We start from the raw sequence: 22,641 nt of genomic DNA, 5'->3' as shown, positions 1-22,641 counted from the left end.
GGGGTGGTGCGGGTCGGGGTCAGTCCTCGGTGCGGCCCGCGGCCTTCGCGGCACGCTCCTGCTTCACGCGGGCGTTCTCGGCGTGCACCGCGGCCTGCGTCGCGCGCTCGCGGACGAGCCACTCGGGCTTCTGCTCGAGCAGCGTCTTGATCTCCGCCGTGGTGAGCGGCTCGTCGATGCCCGCACGGGTCAGCCCCGAGATCGACACGCCGAGCTTCTGCGCCACGACGGGTCGCGGGTGCGGTCCGTCTCGACGGAGGTCCTCGAGCCAGGTCGGGGGTTCCGTGCGGAGTTCGTCGAACGCGGTCCGGCTGATCGGCGCGTCCCGGAAGGTCTCCGGGGCGGCCGCCAGCAGGATGCCGAGCTTCTTCGCGGCCGTCTCGGGCTTCATGGTCTGTTCCTGCGCCATGGACACAAGGGTACGGCCCCTATGCTCGGTTGCATGACCGCGGCACTCACCATCGCCTTCGTGCCGGGGGTGTCCCCCGCGAAGTGGGCCCGCGTCTGGCGCGAGCGCTTCCCCACGACCGAGCTCCGACTCCGCCCGATCGGAGCGGACGAGGTCGACGACGCACTCGCCGGCGAGGCCGACATGGTGTTCGCCCGGGTCCCCGTGTCGGACGCGCACAACGCCATCCCGCTCTGGACCGAGACCGCCGTCGTGGCGATGCCGAAGGACTCCCCGCTCGCGGACCTCGCCGAGGTCGACCTCGCCGCGACGGACGTGCACGTCGTGGAGCCCGGGCCGGTCCCGGACGACGTCGACGCAACGCTCGACCTGGTCGAGGCGAACGTCGGCGTGGCCGTCCTCCCCCAGTCCCTCTTCCGTGCCGCGAGCCGCAAGGAGCTCGTCAGCCGCACGCTCGCGGGCTCGCCCGGCACCCGGATCGTGCTCGTCTGGCGTTCCGAGGACGCCACCGAGACCACCGAGGAGTTCATCGGCGTGGTCCGCGGGCGCACCGCGAACAGTTCGCGGGGTGACCAGGACCAGCCAGGAGGCGCGGCTCCCGACCCGAAGGACGGGTCGCGTCCGGCGAAGGGCGGCGGCAAGGCCGCACCGTCGAACGCGAAGACGGTCGCCAAGCGCGGCGCCACCAAGGGCACCGGTGGCAAGAGCGGCGGCGGGAAGAACTCGACCGGTCGCGGGCGTGTGCAGCGCGGCATGAAGGGCAAGCCGAAGCGCGGGTCGAAGGGCAACCGGTGACGGACACGCACCTCGTCGCGATGCCGGCCGAACGACTGCCCGGGTGGATCGACCGCACGCTGGCGGAGTACGTCGAGTCACGCATCCGGGCGGGCGAGACGCGGGAGCGCGCCGAGGCGAACAAGCAGCAGTCCCTCGACAAGTGGTTCCCCGACGGAACGCCGCTGCCCGAGCACTTCGTCTGGGACGTCCTCGACGACGCCGACGCCGTGGTCGGGTACCTCTGGATCGGCCCGTTCGCACCGAGCAGCACCGACTGGTGGGTGTTCGACGTCGAGATCGACGAGCCGCACCGACGCAGGGGGCACGCCCGCCGAGCGCTCGAGCAGGCGCACGAGGTCGCCCGCGCGAACGGCGCCCGGACCATCGGCCTGAACGTGTTCGGGTACAACACGGGCGCGCAGGACCTCTACGAGCGACTCGGCTACGGCGTCACCGCGACGCAGATGCAGCTCCCGCTCGACTGACTCAGCGCATCACGGCCGCGGCCGCCCGCGCCACCCGGTCACCACGTGCCGCTTCCGCTGCGGCACGCGCCTCGGTCACGATCCGGGTGTCCGCCCGGACCGCCGAACCCGCGTCGAACGGGGGCTGCGGGTCGTACTCGATCTGGAGCTGGATCGCCTCGGCTGCAGGCTGCCCGGCCAGCTCGGCCGCGAGCCAGAGCGCCATGTCGATGCCGGCGCTCACCCCGGCCGCGGTGACGACGGCCCCGTCGTCCACGACACGGTCGTCGACCGGCTGCGCGCCGAACGCCGCGAGCATCGGCTTCGATGCCCAGTGCGTCGTCGCGCGCTTGCCGGCGAGCAACCCCGCCGCGCCGATGACGAACGCGCCGGTGCACACCGAGGTCACCCAGGTGGCGCGCTCGGCCTCACGCCGGACGAACGCGATCACCGCGGGGTCGAGCATCGCGTCGAAGGCGCCGTCGCCGCCGGGGACGACGAGCACGTCGGCCGGGCTGGCATCAGCGATGGTCGTGGTCGGCACGAGGGACAGCCCGCAGTCGCTCGGTACCGGGTCGAGCGTCGCCGCGACGTACTCGACGCGGGCCCCCGGGACGCGGGACAGCACCTGCGCCGGCCCGGTCAGGTCGAGCTGCGTCAGGCCGGGGAACAACAGGAACGCGATCCGGATCTCGGCCGGGTCGTGCTCGGGGGTGCCGGCACCGGGGTCGTCGGACGGCTCGGGCGTCGGCACCTCGGCGTCGAGGGGCACCTCCACCACCTCGGCCTCGACCGGGTGGACGGGGCGGACGCGCGGGTTCTCGGAGCTCATGCCGCGACCCTAGCCCTGCACCGTCGGCACCGGCGGGGTCAGCCCCAGACGCCGGAGGTCCCCCGGCGGTGGCTGCCGACGAGGTGCGTGTCGACGATGCCGAGCGCCTCCATCAGCGCGTACATCGTCGTGGGACCGACGAAGGCGAAACCCCGCTTCCGGAGCGCCTTCGACAGTGCGACGGACTCGTCCGACTTCGTCGGGACGTCGGCGTACGTGACCGGCTCGGGCGTCGTCGCCGGCCGGAACGACCACACGAAGTCGGCCAGGCCGCCGTCCTCGCGCAGGGCGATCGTGGCGTTCGCGTTGGTGATCGTCGCGAGGATCTTCGCCCGGTTCCGCACGATGCCGGCGTCGGCCATGAGCCGTGCGACGTCGTCCTCGCCGAACGCAGCGACCGTGTCGGCGTCGAAGTCCGCGAACGCTGCCCGGAACGCCGGACGCTTCGCGAGGATCGTCCGCCAGGACAGCCCGGACTGGAACGCCTCGAGCGACAGGCGTTCGAACACTCCGCGCTCGTCGCGCACGGGCATGCCCCACTCGGTGTCGTAGTAGTCGCGCAACAGCTCGTCACTCGATGCCCACACGGGCCGGGCGAGGCCGTCGTCACCCACGACGAGGTCGGACGGGGCAGCGGCGACGGACTCGGAGCTCATGGCACCATCCTGGCCGTCACCGCCGACACCCGTCGGCGACACCCTTCGTCGATCACTCGGCGGGCGGACCGTCCTGCGCTGCCTGCGGGTCCATCCACACGTACTCCCAGCGGTGCCCGTCGGGGTCGACGAAGCTCCGCTGGTACATGAACCCGAGGTCCATCTCGGGGCGGTCCTCGGAGCCACCGGCGGCGACCGCTGCGTCGACGATCCGGTGCACCTCGTCCCTGGAGTCGGCGCTGAGCGAGTTGATGACCTCGATCGTGTCGGCGTCGGCGATGGTCTTCGTGGTGAACTCCGCGAACTTGGCGTGGGTGAGCACCATGACGTAGATGGTGTCGCTCACCACGACGCACGCCGCGGTGTCGTCGCTGAACGCGGGGTTGATCGAGTAGCCGAGGGCCTCGTAGAACGCCTTCGAGCGCTCGATGTCGGCGACGGGCAGGTTGATGAAGACCATCGTGTCCATGGGGAGGATCCTTTCGTCGTGCTCAACCTGGCGCGCCCGGGATCGGAGCGCAACCGTTTCATCGGCGAAGCAACCGGTACGCAATATACTGGCTCGATGCAGACGGCGTACGTCGACGAGTCCGAGCCCGGCGGCGGTCGCGACCACACCGCGTACGTGATGGCCGCGGTGGTCGTGCACGACCGGGAGCGCGACGACGTCCGCGCCGGGATCCGAGCCGCGACGCCCCGTCGGATGCGGAAGCTGCACTGGTACGAAGCGCTGCACGCGCAGCGGATCTCGTGGCTCGAACTCCTGCGTCGCGCGGTCGCGGTCGTCGTCGTCCGCTACGACGGGGCGGCCGCGCGCGTCGAACGCCGACGGCGCCACTGTCTCGAACGACTGGTGTGGGAACTCGAACAACGCGGGGTCGGGGAGATCGTCATCGAGTCCCGCGGACGGGCCCACGACGACGCAGACCGATCGATGTTCGATGCGCTCCGACGTCGAGGGGTCGGGCGCTCGGTCCGCCACGAGCACGTGCGCCCGGACGACGAGCCGCTGGTCGCGCTGGCCGACCTGGCGTGCGGCGCACACGTCGCCGCGCTCGACCACGAGTTCGACGGATCGGTCGTCCGCGTGCCGTGACCCGAGCCGGACAGCGCAAAACCCCGGTCCCGCGCTGGCTGCAGGATGCTCCGGGGCTCACTTCCGACCGAGCAGCACGCGGTCGACATATCAATACTAGGACCGCCGCCGAACTGCCGTCAACCGGCACCGAGACGGACGGGAGGCGCGGTGCCAGCCGGCACCGCGCCTCCCGTCCGTCGGTCAGCTCACCTGGTCACGCGAGCTCGCGGCCCTCGCCGGCCGCCTTCTGGTGCTCCTCGGCCTCGGCCTGGCCGATGATGTCCTCCGCCGGGACGGGGTTCAGCCGGTCCCAGAGGAAGAAGAGCAGCCCGCCGACGAGCATCGACAGCCCGACCCACAGGTTGATGTGGATGCCACCGGTCTTCTCGGGGTCGGTGTTCCAGTGCACGATGCCGACGATGGTCACGATGACGCCGTACAGGACGAACAGGCCACCGAGGATGCGACGCAGGTCGAGTCGGCGGGTGGAGCGGACGAGGGCGGCCTTCTGCTCCTCGGTCATGGCGGTGTTGGTGTCGCTCATGGGAGATCTCCTTCGCGGGTCTTCGCGGGCCTAGAGGAACGGGAGGTACAGGACGACGCACAGGATCAGTGCGACGGTGCCGAGCAGCGCCGGGGAGCGGTACCAGGCGGTGTCGGTCGCGACGGAGTCGCTGTGCAGGTCGATCTTGCCGACGCCGTACACCAGCCCGCCGAGCTCCTTCTCGTCCTTCGGCTTCGTGACCATCGACACGACGAACCCGACGACGAGCACGGTGACGAACGAGATGATCGCGCCGTAGAGGGTCTCGGCGGTCGCGGTGGCGAACAGGTCCGGGTTGACGAGGTACGCGATCCACGTGATCGTCGGCGTCACGATGCCGAGGATGTAGCCCCACAGCGCGCCGGCGGTGGTCATCCGCTTCCAGAGCAGCCCGAGGATGAACACGGCGAACAGCGGCGCGTTGAAGAACGAGAACAGCGTCTGCATGTACGTCATGATGTTCGACGCCTGCGCGGCGATGAACGCGGTCGCGATGCCGACGAGCACGCCGACGACGGTGACCCAGCGCCCGGTCTTCAGGTAGTGCACGTCGGGCATGTTCGGCTTGATGTAGCGCTGCCAGATGTCGTACGTGAAGACGGTGTTGAACGACGACACGTTCGCCGCCATACCGGCCATGAACGAGGCGAGCAGGCCCGTGACCGCGACGCCGAGCACACCGGTCGGCAGGTACATCTGGATGAGCTTCGGGATCGCGTCGTTGTAGTCGAGGGCACCCGAGGCGAACTGGTTGCCCACGACGGCGGCGGCGATGAGGCCGGGGATGACGACGATCGCGGGGATGAAGAGCTTCGGGATCGCGGCGATGAGCGGGGTGCGGCGGGCGGCGGACATGTTCTTCGCCGAGAACGCGCGCTGCACCTCGGTGAAGTTCGTCGTCCAGTAGCCGAAGCCGAGGACGAACCCGAGGCCGAGCACGATCGCGAGCCAGTTCGCGCCGATCGGGTTCGTGACGTCGCCGAAGCCGGTGCCGGCCCACGCCTGCAGGTGCTGCACGCCCTGGGTCTCGGTGATGGCCTTCGAGAGGCCGCTCCAGCCACCGACGCGGTGCAGACCGACGATCGTCAGCGGGATGAGGCCGGCGATGATCACGAAGAACTGCATGACCTCGTTGTAGATCGCGCTGGAGAGCCCGCCGAGGGTGATGTAGACGAGCACGAAGCCCGCGGACACGATGATCGCGAGCCACTCCGGCCAGCCGAGCATCGCCTCGATGACGATGGCCATGGCGTAGAGGTTGATGCCGGCGATGAGCACGTTCGACACCGCGAACGCGATCGAGTTCACCAGGTGCGGGGCCTTGCCGAAGCGGCGGAGCATGAACTCCGGCACGCTGCGGACCTTGGACCCGTAGTAGAAGGGCATCATCACGAGCCCGAGGAACACCATGGCCGGCACGGCACCGACCAGGTAGTAGTGCAGGGTCGCCATGCCGATCTGGGCACCGTTGGCGGCCATGCCGAGGATCTCGGTCGCGCCGAGGTTCGCGGACACGAACGCGAGGCCCGTGATCCACGCGGGCATCGAGCGGCCCGACAGGAAGAAGTCCATGCTCGTCCGGACCTGCTTCCGGGCGGTGAAACCGATCCCGATGACGACCGCGAAGTACACGATGATCATCAGGTAGTCGACCCAGCCCAGATCGAGCCGGATCCCGTTGTTCGCTGCAGCGAGAACCATTCAAACTCCACGTCAGTGTGTTGCGATCGACAACTCCGCCGACCCGGACGGGAACGTTACACCGAATTGTGACCGTTCACATAGCCGAGGTATGCATCGCACCCGCAATGCGACTGCGGGCGCTCGGTAGGCTCCTGGCATGACCGAGCAGCCGCGCATCCTCGTCCTCAACGGCCCGAACCTGGACATCCTCGGACGGCGCGACCCGGACCAGTACGGCACGGTGACGCTCGCCGAGATCGAGGCGATCGTGCACACCGAGGCCGCGGTGCACGAGCTCGAGGCGGACTTCCGGCAGACGAACCGCGAGGGCGAGCTCGTCGAGTGGCTGCACGAGGCACTCGACGACTTCGTGGGCGTGGTGATCAACCCCGCCGCCTACGCGCACACCTCGGTCGCACTGCACGATGCGGTCGAGGCACTGTCGGTGCCGGTCGTCGAGGTGCACCTCTCGAACACGTGGAAGCGGGAGCCGTTCCGGCACGTCGACCACGTCGCGACGGCCGCGACGGCCGTCATCGCCGGCGCCGGTGCGGACGGCTACCGCCTGGCGGTCGCGCACGTCGCGTCCCTGCTCGGCTGAGTCAGTTCCAGGAGGCGCGGGTCGGGCCCGCACCGCGCCTCCCGTCCGAGCGCTGGAACGTTCCGTCCGTGCGCATCGCGCGCTATGTTCTTATGTATGGACAAAGTGCGCATCGGGCTCGTCGGCTACGGCATCGGCGGGCGGGCCTTCCACCGGCCGTTCCTGACGGACGCCGAGGGGACCGACCTGGTGGGCGTCGTGGCGCGCTCGTCCGACAAGCGGGAACAGCTCGCGTCCGACCTGCCCGGCGTCCCCATGCACGACTCGCTCGGCGACCTGCTGGCGGCCGGGCTCGACGCCGTCGTGATCACCACTCCCCCGTCGACCCGGCGCGACCTCGTGCTCGAAGCGGTCGCGGCCGGCGTCGCCGTGGTCGCGGACAAGCCGTTCGCACCCGATCCGTCGACCGCACGCGAGCTCCGCGACGCCGCCGCGCAGGCCGAGGTCGTCATCGCGCCCTTCCACAACCGCCGGTGGGACACCGACCTCGTGACGCTGCGCGGGGTCCTCGAGGACGGACGGGTCGGCACGCCGCTGCGGTTCTGGTCGCGGTTCGACCTGGTCGAACGCGAGGGCATCGCGACCGGCGTCGGGGGCGGCGTGCTCTCGGACATCGGGTCGCACCTGGTCGACCAGGCGGTGTCGCTGTTCGGACCGATCGTGCGGGTGTCGTGCACGCTCGACGTCCGGGACGCCCGCGCGCTCGGACGCGACCAGGACGGCGACATCGATGCCGGGTTCACCCTGACGGCGACGCACGGCTCCGGCGTGGAGTCCGTCCTGACGTCGAACAAGGCGGGCTGGCTGGGCACTCGTCGCCTGCGCGTGGACGGGGTCGACGGGACGTACGAGGCCTCGAGCACCGACGTGCAGGCGCAGGCCGCGGTCGCGGGGCACGCACCGGCCGACGACCGTGCCGGGTGGGGCGTCGAGCGGGCCGGCGGGACGCTCACGACGGCGGCGGGGTCGGTCGAGGTCCCGTCGTCGCAGAGCTCGTACACGGACTACTACGAGCGGTTCGCGCGTGCGGTCCGGGGACGCGGGCCGGTGCCGGTGCCCGCGGATGACGCCGTGCACGTGGTGGACGTCCTCGACGCGGCGCGTCGCTCGGCGGCATCGGGCGAGACGATCGCGGTCCCCACGCCCTGACGCGTGCGCTGCGCCGCCGCACGGCGGGCTCCGGGTCAGAAGTCGGCGGGGCGCCGGACCTCGGTGGTGGCAGCGGTGGCGAAGCCCCCGCGGATGATCGGGAGCGCCCGCTGCACGGCCTGGTCGATGCGGAGCTCGAGGTCGACGTTCGCGATGTCGTAGCCGCCCTCGCGCTTGGCGAAGTCCCGCTCGTTGCCGAAGACGCCGATCGGCAGCGTCGTCGACTGGAAGAAGCCGAACAGCGGCCGCATCTGGTGCTCGACGAGCAGGGCGTGCCGATCGCTCCCGCCGGTCGCGGTGAGCAGCACCGGGGTGTCGACGAGGTCGTACTGCCCGATCCAGTCGAAGAAGAGCTTGAACGCACCGGAGTACGCGGCACGGAACGCCGGGCTGCCGACGACGAGGACGTCCGCCGCCTCGACCGTCTCGAGTGCGCGTCGCGTGCGGTCCGACATCGCCTCGCGGGACGGTGCCGCGCCGAGGTCGGCGAGCAGCGGCCCGATCTCGACGGTCTCGGTGCGGGCGTCGTCGATCTCCTGTCCGAGGCGCGCCACCGTCGCAGCCACCAGGGTGGACGTCCGCGAGGGGTCCGAGGGGCTGCCACTGACGCCGACGACGAGTTCTCCGCTCATGTGCTCGATGCTCACACGCCGGGACTCCCGGCGGTCGGCGTGTGACGGCATGTGTCGGGTTCCAGCGCCGCCGCGTACCGTCCGCGCCATGCAGACGTTCTTGCCGTACCCGGACTTCCGCGCCTCGGCCGAGGTGCTCGACGACCGGCGGCTCGGCAAGCAACGGGTCGAGACGCTGCAGGTGATGCGGGCACTGACGCTGCCGGACTACGGCTGGCAGCACCACCCCGTCGTGGCGATGTGGCGTGGGTACCGACCGGCGCTGATGGCGTACCAGCAGGCCACGTGCCGCGCCTGGACCGAGCGCGGGTACGCCGACACCTGTCTGGAGAAGACCCTCGCCGACCTCGCGCTCGTCCCCGAGGACCTCGACGCGTACGAGCGGACCGACTACCCGGTGCCGTCGTGGAACGCGGACCCCGCCGTGCACCGCTCGCACCGGTCGAAGCTCGTGCAGAAGGCGCCGGAGCACTACCGGCCGCTGTTCCCCGACGTGCCGGACGACCTCGACTACGTGTGGCCGGGGACGGTCGCGTCCGTGCCGCGCTGACGACGCGTCCTCCTCGTCGCCTCAGGCGATCGGGGTCCATCGACCGCCGTCACGGCGGGTGACGACGACGGACCGCACCTCGGCCGTCGCTCGCAGCCCGGTGGCCGCGTGCTCGGCGACGGCTCCGGCCACGTCGTCCGACGGCGACTCGAACCGGACCACTGCGCACGGGACCCCGCGCAGCAGCCGGACGTCCCGCGCCTCGACCACCACGAGCTCGGCGACGAGCCGGGCGGCCTCGGGGAGCACGGCGTCCGGGGCGGTGCCGGGTGCGAGCGCTCCGACGGCGAGGGTCACACGGTAGGAGGGCACGGTCCCACGCTAGTGCGAGCGTCCGGGCTCGTGTGCGCGGAGCAGCGCACCGGGACCCGCCGTGGGCACAGGGGGTTCGGGCATCGCACAGGGGAAGCGACGCCCGCGCCCACGACGGGTCACAGGTGCTGCGGAGCACGACGAATCAGGGGGTGTCGTGCCCCGCGCCGGACGCAGGTCAGGGAACCTGGTCCGGCTCGTCGCACCGGCGAGTCCGCAGGGGTCGGACTCGACGGTGCTGGTCCTCAAGGGTGTTCGGTGTCCTCTCGGTACCGGTCCGTCTCGGTCGGTGCGGGCATCGACCGTCGGGCCGCGGCGGGCCGGACCATGGGGAGCAGGGCGCTCCCGATGGTCGCCAGTGCTCCGACGACGGCGATGAGCCCGAGCGGGGCGGTGCCGAGGTCGTGCTGCGCGGCCAGGACGAGCGCGAGGACGGTCGCGGGTGCGGGGAGGAGCTGGACCGCCCGGAAGTGGTCCTCCTGCCGGACCCGAGTCGTCATCGCGTTTGCCATGTGAACACTCTGGCGCACTTCGCCGGTCCGCAAAAGGGGGGACACGACCCCACTCATGGAGTAGAACGTCTAGTACACCCTCGTCGGGTGTCAGGCGAGCGCGCGGACCGTCGCGACGGCTGCGGCGACGGCATCGACGACCACCGGGACGTCCGCCGCGGTCAGGCCGGCGTCGAACGTCAGGCGCAGCGCCGTCCGGGCGACCTCGTCGGACAGACCGAGCGCCGTGACCACGTGCGAGGCCTCGGTGCTGCCGGCCGCGCAGGCGCTCCCGGACGACGACACGACGTCGCGCTCCTCGAGCTCGAGCAGGACCGTCTCGCCGTTCACCCCGGGGAAGCAGAACGACGCGTGGCCGGGCAGCCGCGAGGTCCGTGACCCGGTGACGAACGCCCCGGGCACCGACCGGAGCACCCCGTCGAGCACGGCCTCCCGGGTGGTGGTCGCGGTCCGGGCCGCGTCGTCCCGGCCCGCGGCGACGAGCGCGAAGGCCGTGGCGACGCCGACGGCACCCGCGACGTCCTCGGTGCCGGAGCGTCTCCCCCGCTCCTGTCCCCCACCGTGCAGCAGCGGTTCGAGCGCCACGCCGGACCGGACGGCGAGCACGCCGGTGCCCTTCGGTGCGCCGAGCTTGTGCCCGGACACCGACACCGCGTCGACGCCGAGCACGTCGAGCCCGACCGGGAGCCACGGCGCCGACTGGACGGCGTCGGTGTGGAACCGGGCCCCGACCGCGTGCGCGACCGCGGCGAGCGCCGGCACGTCCTGCACCGTCCCGATCTCGTTGTCGGCGTGTGCGATCGAGACGAGGGTGGTGTCGGGTCGGACTGCTGCCGCGAGGACGTCCGGGTCGACGACCCCGTCGCGGTCGACTGGCAGGACCGTGACGTCGAACCCGTGGAACCGTTCGAGGTACCGGCAGCTCTCGAGCACCGCCTCGTGTTCGATCGCGCTGGTGACGACGTGGCGACCGCGCGGGGACGCCAGGGCGATGCCCTTCACGGCGGTGTTCGCACCCTCGGTCCCGCCGGTGGTGAACACGACCTCGGCCGGGCGGCACCCGAGCACCGCGGCGACGGTGGCGCGGGCGTCGGCGAGGCCCCGGGCTGCGGCGTCGCCGACCCCGTGCGTGGAGGACGGGTTGCCGAAGGTCCCGGTGAGGTACGGCCACATCGCCTCGAGCACCTCGCGGCGCACGGGCGTCGTGGCCGCGCGGTCCAGGTAGAACACGTCAGACGCCGGCGCCGACGGCCACGTCGACGTCGAGCCCGAGGTCGAGTGCCCGTGCCGAGTGGGTGAGCGCCCCGACGGAGATCACGTCGACCCCGGTGGCGGCGATCGCGGCGACGGTGTCGAGGGACACCCCGCCGGAGGCCTCGACGAGGGCTCGCCCGGCGACGACCTGGATGCCGGCCTCGAGCTGGTCGGTGGTGAAGTTGTCGAGCATGATCGTGTCGACGCCGGCCGCCACGACGGGCTCGATCTGGTCGATGCGGTCCACCTCGACCTCGAGGTGGACGGTGTGCCCGAGCCGCTCGCGGGCCGCGACGATCGCGTCCCCGATGCCGATCCCGCCGGCGAGGAGCACGGCGAGGTGGTTGTCCTTCGCGAGCACGGCGTCGGACAGCGAGGTCCGGTGGTTGTGCCCGCCGCCGCACCGCACGGCGTACCGCTCCAGTGCCCGCAGACCGGGCGTGGTCTTGCGGGTGTCGACGATCCGGGCACGGGTGCCGGCGACGGCCGCCACGTAGGTCGCGGTCGCCGTGGCGATGCCGGACATCCGCTGCGCGAGGTTCAGTGCGACCCGCTCGGCACGGAGGACCGACCGGGCGGGACCGCTCACGGTCGCGAGGACGTCGCCCGCGGTGAACCGGCTGCCGTCCGGCACGTGCAGGACCGCGTCGATCGTCGGGTCGACCGCGTGCATCACGGCGACGAACACGTCGCCCCCGCTGAGGACGCCGGGCTCGCGCGCCGCCAGGGTCGCGGTCGCCGTGGCGTCTGCGGGGATGAGCGTCTCGCTCGTGACGTCGCCCCAGGGGGCGTCCTCCTCGAGCGCGGTGTCGATGACGCGTCGGAGGGCGTGCGGGGGGATCGTGCCGGGGTCGACGGTCATGCGGGTACCTCCTGCGGGACGGCGGTGTGCTGGGCGACCCACGCGGTCGAGGCGGGGGCTGCTGGATCGGTGTCGGGGTGGTCGGTGCGGGCGTGGGCACCGCGGGATTCGGTCCGGGCCTCGGCGGCGAGCGCCGTGACCCGGGCGAGGTCGAGCAGTGCCCGGTCCTCGAGGTCGCGGACGCCGGTCGGCTCGGGCGCGACGAGGGCGGCCAGGTCGCGTCGTGCGCTCGCGAGACCGCTCGCGTCGCGGAGGAGCCCGACCCGGTCCGTCATGACGGACTGGACCGCCTGGCGGACGTCGGCGGCGTCGGTGGGTCGAGCCGCGCCTCCTGGCAGCAGGGGACGGGAGGCGCGGATCACGTCGGTCGCACTCGGCACGCTGGTGACTGGGAGACCCGCGTCGCCGCGCAGGCGCAGTCTGCCGGGTCGCGGCACGTCGAGCGCGTCCGCTGCGCGGACCGCGAAGACGAGTCCTTCGAGCAGCGAGTTCGACGCGAGCCGGTTGGCGCCGTGGACGCCCGTGCAGGCGACCTCGCCGATCGCGAGGAGGCCGGGCAGGCTCGTCCGTCCCTCGGCGTCGGTGGCGACCCCGCCCATCGAGTAGTGCGCGGCCGGGGAGACGGGGACGCCCTCGCGGGTCCAGTCGAAGCCGGCGGACCGGGTCGCACGGGTGAGCCCGGGGAAGCGCCGGACGAGGAAGGCGGGGTCGAGGCCGGTCGCGTCGAGGAGCACGGGCCCTCCGTCCTGCTCCCGGACGGCGGCCGCGATGCCCCGGGCGACGACGTCGCGGGGGGCGAGCTCGGCGTCGGGGTGGACGTCCACCATGAAGCGGTGCCCTCGTGCGTCACGGAGCACCGCTCCCTCGCCGCGGACCGCCTCGGAGACGAGCCCGCCGCCGGGGGCCGCGAGGCGGGTCGGGTGGAACTGCACGAACTCGAGGTCGGCCAGCACGGCACCGGCACGCCAGGCGGCTGCCTGCCCGTCGCCCGTCGCGACGAGCGGGTTGGTGGTCTCGCGGAACAGGTGTCCGGCGCCACCGGACGCGAGCACGACGGCGTCCGCGTCGACCCGCCGGGGCTCGCCGAGGAGGTCGAGGACGTCGACCCCGACGACCGAGCCGTCCCGGACCACGAGGTCGACGAGGCAGGTCCGTTCGAGGATCGTGACGTGCCGGCGGTGCAGGGCGGCGATGAGGGTGCGCTCGATGGCGGCCCCGGTCGCGTCGCCGTCCGCGTGGACGACGCGCCACCGGCCGTGCGCCGCCTCGCGCCCGCGGGCCAGGTCGTCGCCGTACCGGTCGAGGCTCGTCGGGTCGGTGGTGCGGTCGAACGGGACGCCGAGCGACAGCAGGTCCCGCACCCGTGCGGGGCCGTCGGTGCAGAGCACCTCGACGGCGCGGGCGTCGGCGCTGCCCGCTGCCGCCACGTGGGTGTCCGCCTGGTGGAGCGACGCGGAGTCGTCGGCGCCGAGCGCGACGGCGACGCCTCCCTGCGCGTACGCCGTCGCGCCGTCGGCGAGCGCGCCCTTCGTCACCAGGGTGACGTCGTGACGGGCACTCGCGCGGATCGCTGCGGTGAGTCCGGCGATGCCGGAGCCGACGATGACGACGTGCACGGTCAGACCGTGGGTCGGGCGGCGAGCATGCGCTCGAGTGCGACCTTGGCGTCGGCCTGGACGTCGGCCGGCACGACGATCTCGTTGAGGACCTCGCCGCGCACGAGCGCCTCGAGGACCCAGGCGAGGTAGCCGGGGTGGATGCGGTACATCGTCGAGCAGGGGCACACCACCGGGTCGAGGCAGAAGATCGTGTGCTGCGGGTACTCGGCGGCGAGCCGGTTCACCATGTTGATCTCGGTGCCGATCGCGAACGTGGTCGGTTCGGTGGCGGCTGCGACGGTCTTCCGGATGAGGTCGGTGCTGCCGGCGTGGTCGGCGGCGTCGACGACGGCCATCGGGCACTCGGGGTGCACGATGACCTGCACGCCGGGGTGCTCGCGACGGGCCTGGTCGATCTGGTCGACGGTGAAGCGGCGGTGCACCGAGCAGAAGCCGTGCCAGAGGACGACCCTGGCGTCCTGCAGGGTCTGCTCGTCGTTGCCGCCGAGGGGCTTCCGCGGGTTCCACATCGGCATGAGGTCGGTGCTGATGCCCATCGCCTTGGCGGTGTTCCGGCCGAGGTGCTGATCGGGGAAGAAGAGCACGCGCTGCCCCCGCTCGAACGCCCACTCGAGGACGGTCGCGGCGTTCGACGACGTGCACACGATGCCGCCGTGCCGCCCGCAGAACGCCTTGAGGTCGGCGGCGGAGTTCATGTACGTGACGGGGATGACCGGCACGCGGCCGTCGGCGTCGGGCTCGGTGCCGTAGACCTGCTCGAGCTCGGCCCACGCCGCCTCGACGCTGTCGATGTCGGCCATGTCGGCCATCGAGCAGCCCGCGGCGAGGTTCGGCAGGATCACGCGCTGGTCGTCGCGGGCGAGGATGTCCGCGGTCTCGGCCATGAAGTGCACGCCGCAGAACACGATGGCCTCGGCGTCGGGCTTCGTCAGCGCGGCGTTCGCGAGCTGGAACGAGTCGCCGAGGAAGTCCGCGTGCCGCACGACCTCGTCGCGCTGGTAGAAGTGCCCGAGGACCACGACGCGGTCGCCGAGGGTGGCCTTCGCCCGCTCGATGCGTTCGTGCAGCTCGTCGTCCGGGGCGTTCCGGTACTCGTCCGGGATGACGCCCTGCCGGGGCGCCGAGGTCGGGATGACGTCCGACATCGACGAGCCGGGGCCGTAGCCGGGCCGGGAGTCGAAGTCCCACGTCGGCATCGCCAGGTCGGGCGTGCAGGTGCTGCCGGCGGCCTGACCGTTGGAGATCAGTTCGATGGTGGTGGCGATGGACACGGGTGTTCCTTCGGTTCTACGGCTTCTTGCCCTGCTGCAGCGGACCGTTGTCCGCGTAGGCCAGGTCGGGGTTCGAGCGGTACAGCCGGGCCGGCCGGTGCCGGTCCCCGCTCGTGGTCTCGTCCGTCGGCAGGATCGCGTCGGTCTTCTCGACCTGGCGACGGAAGTTCGCGGGGTCGAGCGCACGCCCGAGCACCGCCTCGTACACCCCGCGGAGTTCGGCGAGGGTGAACCGGTCCCCCAGGAACGCCTGGGCGATCCGGGAGTACGACATCTTGTTGCGGAGCCGCCAGAGCGCGTACGCGACGATCCGGTCGTGGTCGAAGGCGAGCGGCGGGTGTTCGTCGGCGAGGAACCACCGCACGTTCCAGTCGTCGGGGACCGAACTCGCCTCGTCCGGGTGGACGAGGGCCCAGTACACGATCGACACGACGCGGCTCGGCGAGCGGTCGACGTCGCCGAAGGCGTAGAGCTGCTCGAGGTAGCGCGGCTGCACGTTCGTGGTCTCGCGGAGGCGGGCCGCGGCGGAGTCCTCGAGCCCCTCGTCCGGCCGCACCCAACCGCCGGGGAGCGCCCACGCCCCCTCGTACGGTTCGGCCACCCGACGCACGAGCGGCATCCACAGCGCCGGTGCCCCGGTGTCCGGGTGCGGGCGCAGCGCCACGATCACGGTGGAGACCGCGACGCGGATGGGGAGCTCGGGAGTAAGTGTCATGATGACTCGAAGTGTTCGGGTTGGGATGACACTATCACCGGGTTTCACGAGACGGAAACAGCGTCGAAAACTCCTGGTCGGGCCGCGCGCCTACATTGAGCCGCATGACTACGGTGACGAGGATGCACGCCGTCGTGTCGGGGACGGTCCAGGGGGTCGGTTTCCGGTACTGGACCGCACGGAAGGCCGACGGGCTCGAACTCGCCGGGTACGCCCGGAACCTGTTCGACGGCACGGTGGAGGTCGAGGCCGAGGGTCCGGCCCCCGCGGTCGACGCCCTGATGACGTTCATCCGGACCGGCCCGCCGTCCGCCGAGGTCACCGACGTGACCTGCCGCGCGGTGGTGCCGCACGGCGACGTCGACGGCTTCGCGATCCTGCACTGACCCGGTCGCCGCCCGACGTCGACGGATGTCGGACCGAAGCGGAATAATCGAATCCACTCAGGCGGTTGCCCTGTCTGCGCCCATGGCGCCCCCTCGTTCCACCAGTCGTGATCCACCAGGAGCCCCGCATGACCCAGGCCGTCGATTCCGCACCCCGCACCGGGAGCGTCGCGCAGCCCTCCGCCGGCGAGACCCGACTCGTGATCGGGCTGCTGCTCGTCTCGGCGTTCGTCGTGATCCTCAACGAGACGATCATGGGCGTCGCGCTCCCGCGGCTCATGGACGACCTCGACATCAGCGCCGCGACCGGCCAGTGGCTCACCACGGGCTTCCTGCTCACCATGGCGGTCGTCATCCCGATCACCGGGTTCCTGCTGCAGCGCTTCAACACCCGGCCGGTGTTCGTCTGGGCGATGAGCCTGTTCTCGGCAGGCACCCTGATCGCGCTGCTCGCGCCCGGGTTCTCGATGCTGTTGCTCGGGCGCATCGTGCAGGCCAGCGGGACCGCGATCATGATGCCGCTGCTCATGACGACGGTCCTCACGCTCATCGAACCGGCGCACCGCGGCCGTGTGATGGGCAACATCTCGATCGTCATCTCCGTCGCCCCGGCGATCGGCCCGACCATCTCCGGGCTCATCCTCAACGCGTTCTCGTGGCGCTGGCTCTTCGGCTTCGTGCTGCCCATCGCCATCGCCGCGCTGATCCTCGGCATGGTCAAGGTCCGCAACGTGTCGACGCCCCGCAAGGCCCCGCTCGACGTGCTCTCGGTCGTGCTGTCCGCCTTCGCGTTCGGCGGCATCGTCTACGGCCTCTCGAGCATCGGCGAGGCCGGCACCACCGGGCCGCTCGTGCCGATCGTCTCCCTCGTCGTCGGCGCCCTCGCCCTCGCCCTGTTCGTGTTCCGACAGACCCGGCTGCAGCGTGCGGACCGCGCCCTGCTCGACCTCCGTACCTTCCAGACGAAGGGCTTCACCGTCCCGATCGTCGCGATGGGCCTGAGCTTCATGGCGATGTTCGGCACGCTGATCCTGCTGCCGATCTACCTCGAGCGGGTCCTCGGGCTCGACGTCCTGAACGTCGGCCTGCTCCTGCTGCCCGGTGGCCTCATCATGGGTCTGCTGTCCCCGATCGTCGGTCGCGTCTACGACCGCCGTGGTCCGCGGGTCCTGCTCATCCCGGGCTCGATCATCGTCAGCGCCGTCCTCTGGGCACTCTCGACCGTCGGCGTCGACACCAGCGTGTGGTTCGTCCTCGGCGCCCACGTCGTCCTGAGCATCGGGCTCGCCCTCACCTTCACGCCGCTGTTCACCGCGGCGCTCGGCGGGCTGCCCCCGAAGCTCTACTCGCACGGCAGCGCGGTCCTCGGCACGGCGCAGCAGCTGGCCGGAGCCGCCGGCACGGCGCTGTTCGTCACGCTCCTCACCATCGGCGCCTCGGGTGCGGCGGCCGGCAGCGGCGCCGCGGGCCTCGCCGAGGCCACGGCCTCCGGCGTGCGGACGGCGTTCCTCGTCGGCGCGGTGATCTCGCTGTTCGGGATCGTGATGTGCTCCCTCGTGCGTCGCCCGGCGACCCCGGACGGTGCCCCCGCGCCGTCGATGCACTGACGGGAACCGCACGCGCCGGGGTGCGCGTGGCATCGTGGGCGTCATGCGGTCGACGACGAGCGAGCTGAACTGGTCCGGCACGGTCACCTACACGGCCGAACGGGTCCTCCGCCCGTCGTCGATCGACGAGGCCGCCGAGATCGTCGCCCGGTCGCCCCGGGTGCACGGCCTCGGCACCCGGCACTCGTTCAACGACGCGCCGGACGCCCCCGGCGTGCTGCTCGACCTCACCGGGATCCCGACCGACCTCGCCGTCGACGCCGAGCGACGGACGGTCACGATGGGCGCCGGCACCCGCTACGGCGTCGTCGCGCCCGAGATCGACCGCGCCGGGTTCGCGCTGCACAACACGGGGTCGCTCCCCCACATCTCGATCGCCGGCGCGATCGCGACCGGGACACACGGTTCCGGCACCGCACTCGGGTCGCTGAGCACCGCGGTCCGGTCGTTCGAGGTGCTCGGGCCCGACGGGTCCGCACGGACGATCGCCCGCGACGACCCGGCGTTCGACGGCGCCGTGCTCCACCTCGGCCTGCTCGGTGTCCTCACCCGGGTCACGCTCGACGTCCAGCCGAGCTACCGGATGCGCCAGGACACCTACGGACCGATCCCGTGGGACACCTTCACCGCCCACGTCGCCGAGGTCCACGCCGCCGCGACGTCCGTCTGCTCGTACACGGTGTTCGGCGACACGGTGGGCGAGGTCCTGCTGAAGTCGCGCGTGCCGGACGGCGACGACGACGTGGCCGTCCCGGACGAGCTGTTCGGCGCGCCCCGGCTGCCCGGCTCGCCCGGCGACGGACACCACACCGCCCGGGACGGCTCGGTCGGGCCGTGGTGGGACCGGCTGCCGCACTTCCCGATCGACTCCGTGCCGAGCCACGGCTCCGAGGTGCAGAGCGAGCACTTCGTCCCGCTCCGGCACGCGGGTGCGGCGCTCGACGCCGTCCGGACCATGGCCGCCCGCATCCAGCCGCACCTACACGTCTGCGAGCTCCGCACGATGGCGGCGGACCCGTTCTGGTTGAGCCCGACGCAGGGCGAGGACGTGCTCTGCATCGCGTTCACGTGGCAGAAGCACCCGGCCGAGGTGGCAGCGTTGCTGCCGGACCTCGAGGCGCTCCTCGCACCGTTCGACGGACGACCGCACTGGGGCAAGATGAGCTCCCTCGACGCGGCCGCCATCGCCGGGCTGTACCCGCGGCTGGCCGACTTCCGCGACCTCGTCGCGGCGGCCGACCCGGAGCGGACGTTCGCGTCGTCGTTCGGCGAGCGGGTCCTGGGGACGTGAGCCGCGCCTCCTGGGCCATCGTCACGACGCGGACGTGAGCCGTGCCCGCTTCACCCGATCGACGTGACGGTCCTGGACTCTCCGTCCCAGAACCGCACGCCACCGACCACGAGCTCGGGGAGCGGGGTCCCGCGGAGCGCCGCGACGGCCGCACCGAGGTCCTCGTCCCGGACCCGTCGCGCGAACGTCAGGTGCGGCGACCACGCCCCCGGCGACGTGGTCTCGACGCCTCCCGGGGACGCCCGGTGCACTGCCTCGTGGAACGCGGCGAGCGCTGGGTCGACGACCACCGCCCGGGCGAGCACCGAGCGCCCGGGTCCCGCGGGGAACAGCAGGACGCCACCGAGCCGGAGCCGCGACGGCACCGGCACGTCGAACCCGCTCGGGATCCGGAGGTCGTCGCCGGCGGCCAGCGTGACGTGGGGGCTGTTGGTGTCCGACCGTCCGAGGCTCGGCAGGTCCGCACGGACCAGCGCGTCCCACGCGGCGCGCACGGCGGCGTCCGACGACGGATCGAGGACGAGTTCGAGACTGCGCACGTACCGAGTGAACCAATGAACCGTGTGACAGCGATGTAACACGGCGGAACGGAACTCGCACCGTGCCGGGCGGCCCGTCACACTCGACTGCACGCCGCGGACCACCGCGGACCCCCACAGCACTGCCCACGAGGAGCTCCGACATGTCCGCTGCACCCGCTCTGCCCGAGAAGCCGAAGGGCAAGCGCCCGATCGGCTGGATCATCGCCGCCGCGGTGGTCGTCGTCGCGATCGTCGTCGCCCTCATCGTCGGCGCCGTCCGCTCCGGCGGGTCCGACGACGGCGCTGCCGCCGGTGGTTCGCCGAAGACCGTCACGATCGGCGTCGCGGACAAGTCGCTCTCCTACTGGAGCACCTACACGAAGCTCGCGAAGTCGAAGCTCAACGTGACGGTCAAGCTGACCAACTTCTCGGACTACTCGCTGCCGAACCCGGCGCTCAAGGACAAGCAGCTGGACCTCAACCAGTTCCAGCACATCCAGTACCTGGCCGACTACAACGTCACCTCGAACGACGACCTGCAGCCGATCGGCTCGACGGCCGTCTACCCGCTGCCGCTCTACGCGACGAAGTACGACGACGTCGCCGACCTGCCCGAGGGCGCCAAGGTCGCGATCCCGGACGACTCGATCAACCAGGCCCGCGCGCTGCTCATCCTGCAGGCGGCGAAGCTCGTCACGCTCAAGGACGGCGGGTCGGCCTTCTCGACGACCACCGACATCGAGTCGTCGAAGGTCGACGTCCAGCCGCTCAACGCCTCGCAGACGGCGAACGCCCTGCAGCAGGGCTCGGTCGCGGCGGCCGTGGTGAACAACAACTACGCCACCGCAGCCGGCCTGCCGATCTCCGACGCGATCTACCAGGACGACCCCTCGAGCGCGAGCGCGGCACCGTACGTCAACGTCTTCGCCGTGCGCAACGCCGACAAGGACAACACGACCTACCTCGACCTCGCGAAGCTCTTCCAGGACGAGTCCGTGCAGAAGGTCTTCAAGAAGGACCTGCCCGAGGCAGTCAGCCGCGACGAGAGCGCGTCCTCCTTGCAAGAGGAACTCGCGAAGGTCGAGCAGGACGCGAAGGCGGCCAAGCAGTAGTGCCGGTCCTCGTCGAACTCCGCGGCGTCTCGAAGCACTACCGCCGCGCCGACACCGGCGAGACCGTGGTGGCCGTCGAGGACGTCTCCCTGGACGTGCACCAGGGAGAGGTCCTCGGCGTCATCGGGTACTCCGGTGCCGGCAAGTCCACGCTCGTCCGGCTCGTCAACGCACTCGAGCTGCCCTCGTCCGGGTCGGTGACCGTCGCCGGCAACGAGCTCACGGCGCTGCCCGAGCGGGACCGCCGGACGGCACGGCGCAACATCGGGATGATCTTCCAGCAGTTCAACCTCTTCCGGTCGCGCACCATCGCCGGCAACGTCGCGTACCCGCTCAAGGTCGCGGGCGTGCCGAAGGAGGAACGGGACCGCCGGGTCGCCGAGCTGCTCGACTTCGTCGGGCTCCTCGACCGCGCGTACGCCTACCCCGAACAGCTCTCCGGCGGGCAGAAGCAGCGCGTCGGGATCGCCCGGGCGCTCGCGGCGTCGCCCGACCTGCTCCTCGCCGACGAGGCGACCAGCGCGCTCGACCCCGAGACCACGTCCGAGGTCCTCGGGCTCCTCCGCCGGGTGAACAAGGAGCTCGGCGTCACGATCATCGTCATCACGCACGAGATGGACGCCGTCCGACAGATCGCCGACCGCGTCGCCGTCATGGAGCAGGGGCGCGTCGTCGAGGTCGGGGACGTCTACGACGTGTTCGCGAACCCGCAGACCGGCGCGGCCCAGCGATTCGTCCGGACCGCCCTGCACGACCGGCCCTCGGCGGAGACCGTCGCACGGCTGCGCGAACGGCACCCCGGTCGCCTCGTCACGGTCCAGATCACCGACGAGGCCGGGCTGCAGAACCGCATCGACCAGGTCTTCCGCTCCGCCGGGGTGACCGCCGAGCTCGTCTACGGCGGGGTCGGCGAGATCCGCGAGCGCCGGATCGGGTCGCTCACCTACGAGCTGACCGCGGCCCGTCCGTCCGAGATCGACGCGGCCGTCGCGGCCCTCCGTGCCGCGCGCATCACCACCGACGAGGAGGGCGCAGCGTGAACAACTCGTTCCAGAGCGTGATCGACACGTTCGACGTCTTCGTCGCGTCCATCCGCGACACGATCGTGATGTCCCTGGTGTCGCTCGTCATCGCCGGCATCATCGGCCTCGCGCTCGGCCTCGCGCTGTACGCCACCCGCCCGGGCAACCTGCTCGGCAACCGGGCCGCGTACACGATCATCAACGTGGTCGTGAACCTCGTCCGGCCGATCCCGTTCGTGATCTTCCTGGCGGCGATCGCCCCGCTCTCCCGCGTGGTCGTGCAGACCACGATCGGTGTCCCCGCGGTGACCTTCGCGATCTCGCTCGCGGCGTCGTTCGCGGTGTCCCGGATCGTCGAGCAGAACCTGCTGTCGGTGGACCCCGGCGTCGTCGAGGCGGCACGGGCATCGGGAGCGCACCCGCTGTCGATCCTGCTCACGGTCCTCATCCCCGAGGGCCTCGGACCGCTCATCCTCGGCTACACGTTCATCTACATCGGCATCGTCGACATGACGGCGCAGGGGGCGTTGATCGGTGGCGGTGGGCTCGGCGAGTACGCGATCACGTACGGGTCGCAGCGGTACGACTGGTGGATCGTGTACGTGTCGGTGGCGGCGATCGTCATCATCGTGCAGCTCGGCCAGTTCATCGGCAACCGGCTGGCGCGGGCGACCCTGCGTCGCTGACGCGCGGGGCACGCGCGCGCCCGCGCCCCGCGCGCCCCGCGCGCGCCCCGCGCGCCCCGCCCGCGCCCCGCGCGCCCCGCGCGCGCCGCGCGGGGC

The 22,641-nt window shown here is 71.7% G+C and carries 27 protein-coding genes; 12 read left to right on the top strand and 15 right to left on the bottom strand.

What is annotated here, in order from left to right; genetic code table 11:
• Nucleotides 1-19 precede the first annotated feature (19 nt).
• Complete coding sequence (locus ACEN8D_RS16810; protein WP_070418322.1) at nucleotides 20-409, bottom strand: DUF5997 family protein; 390 nt, start codon at nucleotides 407-409, stop codon at nucleotides 20-22.
• 33 nt (nucleotides 410-442) lie between these two features.
• Here ACEN8D_RS16810 and ACEN8D_RS16805 point away from each other — a divergent pair, with 33 nt between their 5' ends.
• Both ACEN8D_RS16805 and ACEN8D_RS16800 read left to right on the top strand, forming a co-directional pair.
• On the top strand, nucleotides 443-1,204 hold the full coding sequence (locus tag ACEN8D_RS16805) for a LysR family transcriptional regulator substrate-binding protein (protein WP_413399414.1): 762 nt from the start codon (nucleotides 443-445) through the stop codon (nucleotides 1,202-1,204).
• Nucleotides 1,201-1,671 (top strand): GNAT family N-acetyltransferase, encoded by a 471-nt coding sequence (locus tag ACEN8D_RS16800; RefSeq protein WP_413399415.1) that lies wholly within the window; start codon nucleotides 1,201-1,203, stop codon nucleotides 1,669-1,671. The genes ACEN8D_RS16805 and ACEN8D_RS16800 overlap by 4 nt, the downstream gene beginning before the upstream one ends.
• Before the next feature lies 1 nt (nucleotide 1,672).
• Here ACEN8D_RS16800 and ACEN8D_RS16795 read toward each other — a convergent pair whose 3' ends face one another.
• The 3 genes from ACEN8D_RS16795 to ACEN8D_RS16785 are packed head-to-tail and all read right to left on the bottom strand — an operon-like array spanning nucleotide 1,673 to nucleotide 3,607.
• Nucleotides 1,673-2,482 (bottom strand): DJ-1/PfpI family protein, encoded by an 810-nt coding sequence (locus tag ACEN8D_RS16795; RefSeq protein ID WP_229086308.1) that lies wholly within the window; start codon nucleotides 2,480-2,482, stop codon nucleotides 1,673-1,675.
• A 38-nt stretch (nucleotides 2,483-2,520) separates the two neighbouring features.
• A complete protein-coding gene (locus ACEN8D_RS16790; RefSeq protein ID WP_413399416.1) occupies nucleotides 2,521-3,138 on the bottom strand; it encodes a DNA-3-methyladenine glycosylase I in 618 nt (205 codons plus the stop codon).
• Nucleotides 3,139-3,190: 52 nt separating this feature from the next.
• The gene (locus ACEN8D_RS16785; protein ID WP_413399417.1) at nucleotides 3,191-3,607 is read right to left on the bottom strand and encodes a VOC family protein; all 417 of its coding nucleotides are present in this window, start codon (nucleotides 3,605-3,607) and stop codon (nucleotides 3,191-3,193) included.
• A 96-nt stretch (nucleotides 3,608-3,703) separates the two neighbouring features.
• Here ACEN8D_RS16785 and ACEN8D_RS16780 point away from each other — a divergent pair, with 96 nt between their 5' ends.
• Nucleotides 3,704-4,234, top strand: coding sequence for a DUF3800 domain-containing protein (locus ACEN8D_RS16780; protein ID WP_402736695.1), 531 nt, complete (start codon nucleotides 3,704-3,706; stop codon nucleotides 4,232-4,234).
• A gap of 196 nt (nucleotides 4,235-4,430) precedes the next feature.
• On the opposite strand, the gene ACEN8D_RS16775 is transcribed toward ACEN8D_RS16780, so the two are convergent.
• The gene (locus ACEN8D_RS16775) at nucleotides 4,431-4,760 is read right to left on the bottom strand and encodes a hypothetical protein (RefSeq protein WP_071294543.1); all 330 of its coding nucleotides are present in this window, start codon (nucleotides 4,758-4,760) and stop codon (nucleotides 4,431-4,433) included.
• A gap of 30 nt (nucleotides 4,761-4,790) precedes the next feature.
• On the bottom strand, nucleotides 4,791-6,461 hold the full coding sequence (locus ACEN8D_RS16770; protein ID WP_071294544.1) for a sodium:solute symporter family protein: 1,671 nt from the start codon (nucleotides 6,459-6,461) through the stop codon (nucleotides 4,791-4,793).
• Nucleotides 6,462-6,600: 139 nt separating this feature from the next.
• Between ACEN8D_RS16770 and aroQ the strand changes: the two genes are divergently transcribed.
• Both aroQ and ACEN8D_RS16760 read left to right on the top strand, forming a co-directional pair.
• Entirely contained in the window at nucleotides 6,601-7,044 is a 444-nt protein-coding gene (aroQ, locus tag ACEN8D_RS16765; RefSeq protein ID WP_070418316.1) for a type II 3-dehydroquinate dehydratase, read from the top strand.
• 96 nt (nucleotides 7,045-7,140) lie between these two features.
• The gene (locus ACEN8D_RS16760) at nucleotides 7,141-8,193 is read left to right on the top strand and encodes a Gfo/Idh/MocA family oxidoreductase (RefSeq protein ID WP_413398953.1); all 1,053 of its coding nucleotides are present in this window, start codon (nucleotides 7,141-7,143) and stop codon (nucleotides 8,191-8,193) included.
• Between the two features lie 35 nt (nucleotides 8,194-8,228).
• Here the strand turns inward: ACEN8D_RS16760 and ACEN8D_RS16755 are convergent, their stop codons facing one another.
• Nucleotides 8,229-8,825, bottom strand: coding sequence for an NAD(P)H-dependent oxidoreductase (locus tag ACEN8D_RS16755; protein WP_309886340.1), 597 nt, complete (start codon nucleotides 8,823-8,825; stop codon nucleotides 8,229-8,231).
• Nucleotides 8,826-8,913: 88 nt separating this feature from the next.
• Here ACEN8D_RS16755 and ACEN8D_RS16750 point away from each other — a divergent pair, with 88 nt between their 5' ends.
• Nucleotides 8,914-9,375: an MSMEG_6728 family protein gene (locus ACEN8D_RS16750; protein ID WP_413398954.1), complete on the top strand. Its 462-nt coding sequence runs from the start codon at nucleotides 8,914-8,916 to the stop codon at nucleotides 9,373-9,375.
• 21 nt (nucleotides 9,376-9,396) lie between these two features.
• Here ACEN8D_RS16750 and ACEN8D_RS16745 read toward each other — a convergent pair whose 3' ends face one another.
• From ACEN8D_RS16745 to ACEN8D_RS16715, 7 genes are all read right to left on the bottom strand, one after another.
• Nucleotides 9,397-9,687 carry a hypothetical protein gene (locus tag ACEN8D_RS16745; RefSeq protein ID WP_413398955.1) on the bottom strand — a complete coding sequence of 97 codons (291 nt, stop codon included), beginning with the start codon at nucleotides 9,685-9,687 and terminating at the stop codon, nucleotides 9,397-9,399.
• Nucleotides 9,688-9,932: 245 nt separating this feature from the next.
• Nucleotides 9,933-10,199, bottom strand: a complete 267-nt coding sequence (locus ACEN8D_RS16740) for a hypothetical protein (RefSeq protein ID WP_070418313.1) — start codon at nucleotides 10,197-10,199, stop codon at nucleotides 9,933-9,935.
• 90 nt (nucleotides 10,200-10,289) lie between these two features.
• Nucleotides 10,290-11,429, bottom strand: coding sequence for a cysteine desulfurase family protein (locus tag ACEN8D_RS16735; protein WP_413398956.1), 1,140 nt, complete (start codon nucleotides 11,427-11,429; stop codon nucleotides 10,290-10,292).
• Between the two features lies 1 nt (nucleotide 11,430).
• Nucleotides 11,431-12,315, bottom strand: a complete 885-nt coding sequence (gene nadC / locus ACEN8D_RS16730) for a carboxylating nicotinate-nucleotide diphosphorylase (RefSeq protein ID WP_070418311.1) — start codon at nucleotides 12,313-12,315, stop codon at nucleotides 11,431-11,433.
• Nucleotides 12,312-13,931, bottom strand: coding sequence for an L-aspartate oxidase (nadB, locus tag ACEN8D_RS16725; RefSeq protein ID WP_495601076.1), 1,620 nt, complete (start codon nucleotides 13,929-13,931; stop codon nucleotides 12,312-12,314). The genes nadC and nadB overlap by 4 nt, the downstream gene beginning before the upstream one ends.
• A gap of 2 nt (nucleotides 13,932-13,933) precedes the next feature.
• Nucleotides 13,934-15,205 carry a quinolinate synthase NadA gene (gene nadA / locus ACEN8D_RS16720; RefSeq protein WP_071294552.1) on the bottom strand — a complete coding sequence of 424 codons (1,272 nt, stop codon included), beginning with the start codon at nucleotides 15,203-15,205 and terminating at the stop codon, nucleotides 13,934-13,936.
• A gap of 16 nt (nucleotides 15,206-15,221) precedes the next feature.
• On the bottom strand, nucleotides 15,222-15,920 hold the full coding sequence (locus tag ACEN8D_RS16715) for an NUDIX hydrolase (protein ID WP_070418308.1): 699 nt from the start codon (nucleotides 15,918-15,920) through the stop codon (nucleotides 15,222-15,224).
• Nucleotides 15,921-16,042: 122 nt separating this feature from the next.
• Here ACEN8D_RS16715 and ACEN8D_RS16710 point away from each other — a divergent pair, with 122 nt between their 5' ends.
• The 3 genes from ACEN8D_RS16710 to ACEN8D_RS16700 all read left to right on the top strand — a co-directional run bounded on the left by ACEN8D_RS16710 (nucleotide 16,043) and on the right by ACEN8D_RS16700 (nucleotide 19,204).
• Nucleotides 16,043-16,306 (top strand): acylphosphatase, encoded by a 264-nt coding sequence (locus ACEN8D_RS16710; protein WP_083403155.1) that lies wholly within the window; start codon nucleotides 16,043-16,045, stop codon nucleotides 16,304-16,306.
• Between the two features lie 128 nt (nucleotides 16,307-16,434).
• Nucleotides 16,435-17,913, top strand: coding sequence for an MDR family MFS transporter (locus ACEN8D_RS16705; RefSeq protein WP_083295252.1), 1,479 nt, complete (start codon nucleotides 16,435-16,437; stop codon nucleotides 17,911-17,913).
• Nucleotides 17,914-17,956: 43 nt separating this feature from the next.
• Nucleotides 17,957-19,204, top strand: a complete 1,248-nt coding sequence (locus ACEN8D_RS16700; RefSeq protein ID WP_413399559.1) for a D-arabinono-1,4-lactone oxidase — start codon at nucleotides 17,957-17,959, stop codon at nucleotides 19,202-19,204.
• Nucleotides 19,205-19,254: 50 nt separating this feature from the next.
• On the opposite strand, the gene ACEN8D_RS16695 is transcribed toward ACEN8D_RS16700, so the two are convergent.
• Nucleotides 19,255-19,743 (bottom strand): 2'-5' RNA ligase family protein, encoded by a 489-nt coding sequence (locus ACEN8D_RS16695; protein WP_413399558.1) that lies wholly within the window; start codon nucleotides 19,741-19,743, stop codon nucleotides 19,255-19,257.
• A 143-nt stretch (nucleotides 19,744-19,886) separates the two neighbouring features.
• Here ACEN8D_RS16695 and ACEN8D_RS16690 point away from each other — a divergent pair, with 143 nt between their 5' ends.
• The 3 genes from ACEN8D_RS16690 to ACEN8D_RS16680 are packed head-to-tail and all read left to right on the top strand — an operon-like array spanning nucleotide 19,887 to nucleotide 22,545.
• Complete coding sequence (locus tag ACEN8D_RS16690) at nucleotides 19,887-20,837, top strand: MetQ/NlpA family ABC transporter substrate-binding protein (RefSeq protein WP_071294556.1); 951 nt, start codon at nucleotides 19,887-19,889, stop codon at nucleotides 20,835-20,837.
• Complete coding sequence (locus tag ACEN8D_RS16685; protein ID WP_071294557.1) at nucleotides 20,837-21,877, top strand: methionine ABC transporter ATP-binding protein; 1,041 nt, start codon at nucleotides 20,837-20,839, stop codon at nucleotides 21,875-21,877. The genes ACEN8D_RS16690 and ACEN8D_RS16685 overlap by 1 nt, the downstream gene beginning before the upstream one ends.
• Complete coding sequence (locus tag ACEN8D_RS16680) at nucleotides 21,874-22,545, top strand: methionine ABC transporter permease (RefSeq protein WP_217642545.1); 672 nt, start codon at nucleotides 21,874-21,876, stop codon at nucleotides 22,543-22,545. The genes ACEN8D_RS16685 and ACEN8D_RS16680 overlap by 4 nt, the downstream gene beginning before the upstream one ends.
• Nucleotides 22,546-22,641: the final 96 nt, after the last annotated feature.

It is taken from the genome of Curtobacterium sp. Curtsp22, assembly GCF_059492135.1.
Note: the sequence above shows the minus strand (reverse complement) of the source record. Positions and strands in the feature narration are given on the sequence as shown.

Bases quoted from the DNA above. Each gene is read 5' to 3' on its own strand.
- ACEN8D_RS16810 (WP_070418322.1), bottom strand. From the start codon at position 409: ATGGCGCAGGAACAGACCATGAAGCCCGAGACGGCCGCGAAGAAGCTC.
- ACEN8D_RS16805 (WP_413399414.1), top strand. From the start codon at position 443: ATGACCGCGGCACTCACCATCGCCTTCGTGCCGGGGGTGTCCCCCGCG.
- ACEN8D_RS16795 (WP_229086308.1), bottom strand. From the start codon at position 2,482: ATGAGCTCCGAGAACCCGCGCGTCCGCCCCGTCCACCCGGTCGAGGCC.
- ACEN8D_RS16790 (WP_413399416.1), bottom strand. From the start codon at position 3,138: ATGAGCTCCGAGTCCGTCGCCGCTGCCCCGTCCGACCTCGTCGTGGGT.
- ACEN8D_RS16785 (WP_413399417.1), bottom strand. From the start codon at position 3,607: ATGGACACGATGGTCTTCATCAACCTGCCCGTCGCCGACATCGAGCGC.
- ACEN8D_RS16780 (WP_402736695.1), top strand. From the start codon at position 3,704: ATGCAGACGGCGTACGTCGACGAGTCCGAGCCCGGCGGCGGTCGCGAC.
- ACEN8D_RS16775 (WP_071294543.1), bottom strand. From the start codon at position 4,760: ATGAGCGACACCAACACCGCCATGACCGAGGAGCAGAAGGCCGCCCTC.
- ACEN8D_RS16770 (WP_071294544.1), bottom strand. From the start codon at position 6,461: ATGGTTCTCGCTGCAGCGAACAACGGGATCCGGCTCGATCTGGGCTGG.
- aroQ (WP_070418316.1), top strand. From the start codon at position 6,601: ATGACCGAGCAGCCGCGCATCCTCGTCCTCAACGGCCCGAACCTGGAC.
- ACEN8D_RS16760 (WP_413398953.1), top strand. From the start codon at position 7,141: ATGGACAAAGTGCGCATCGGGCTCGTCGGCTACGGCATCGGCGGGCGG.
- ACEN8D_RS16755 (WP_309886340.1), bottom strand. From the start codon at position 8,825: ATGAGCGGAGAACTCGTCGTCGGCGTCAGTGGCAGCCCCTCGGACCCC.
- ACEN8D_RS16750 (WP_413398954.1), top strand. From the start codon at position 8,914: ATGCAGACGTTCTTGCCGTACCCGGACTTCCGCGCCTCGGCCGAGGTG.
- ACEN8D_RS16740 (WP_070418313.1), bottom strand. From the start codon at position 10,199: ATGGCAAACGCGATGACGACTCGGGTCCGGCAGGAGGACCACTTCCGG.
- nadC (WP_070418311.1), bottom strand. From the start codon at position 12,315: ATGACCGTCGACCCCGGCACGATCCCCCCGCACGCCCTCCGACGCGTC.
- ACEN8D_RS16715 (WP_070418308.1), bottom strand. From the start codon at position 15,920: ATGACACTTACTCCCGAGCTCCCCATCCGCGTCGCGGTCTCCACCGTG.
- ACEN8D_RS16710 (WP_083403155.1), top strand. From the start codon at position 16,043: ATGCACGCCGTCGTGTCGGGGACGGTCCAGGGGGTCGGTTTCCGGTAC.
- ACEN8D_RS16705 (WP_083295252.1), top strand. From the start codon at position 16,435: ATGACCCAGGCCGTCGATTCCGCACCCCGCACCGGGAGCGTCGCGCAG.
- ACEN8D_RS16700 (WP_413399559.1), top strand. From the start codon at position 17,957: ATGCGGTCGACGACGAGCGAGCTGAACTGGTCCGGCACGGTCACCTAC.
- ACEN8D_RS16690 (WP_071294556.1), top strand. From the start codon at position 19,887: ATGTCCGCTGCACCCGCTCTGCCCGAGAAGCCGAAGGGCAAGCGCCCG.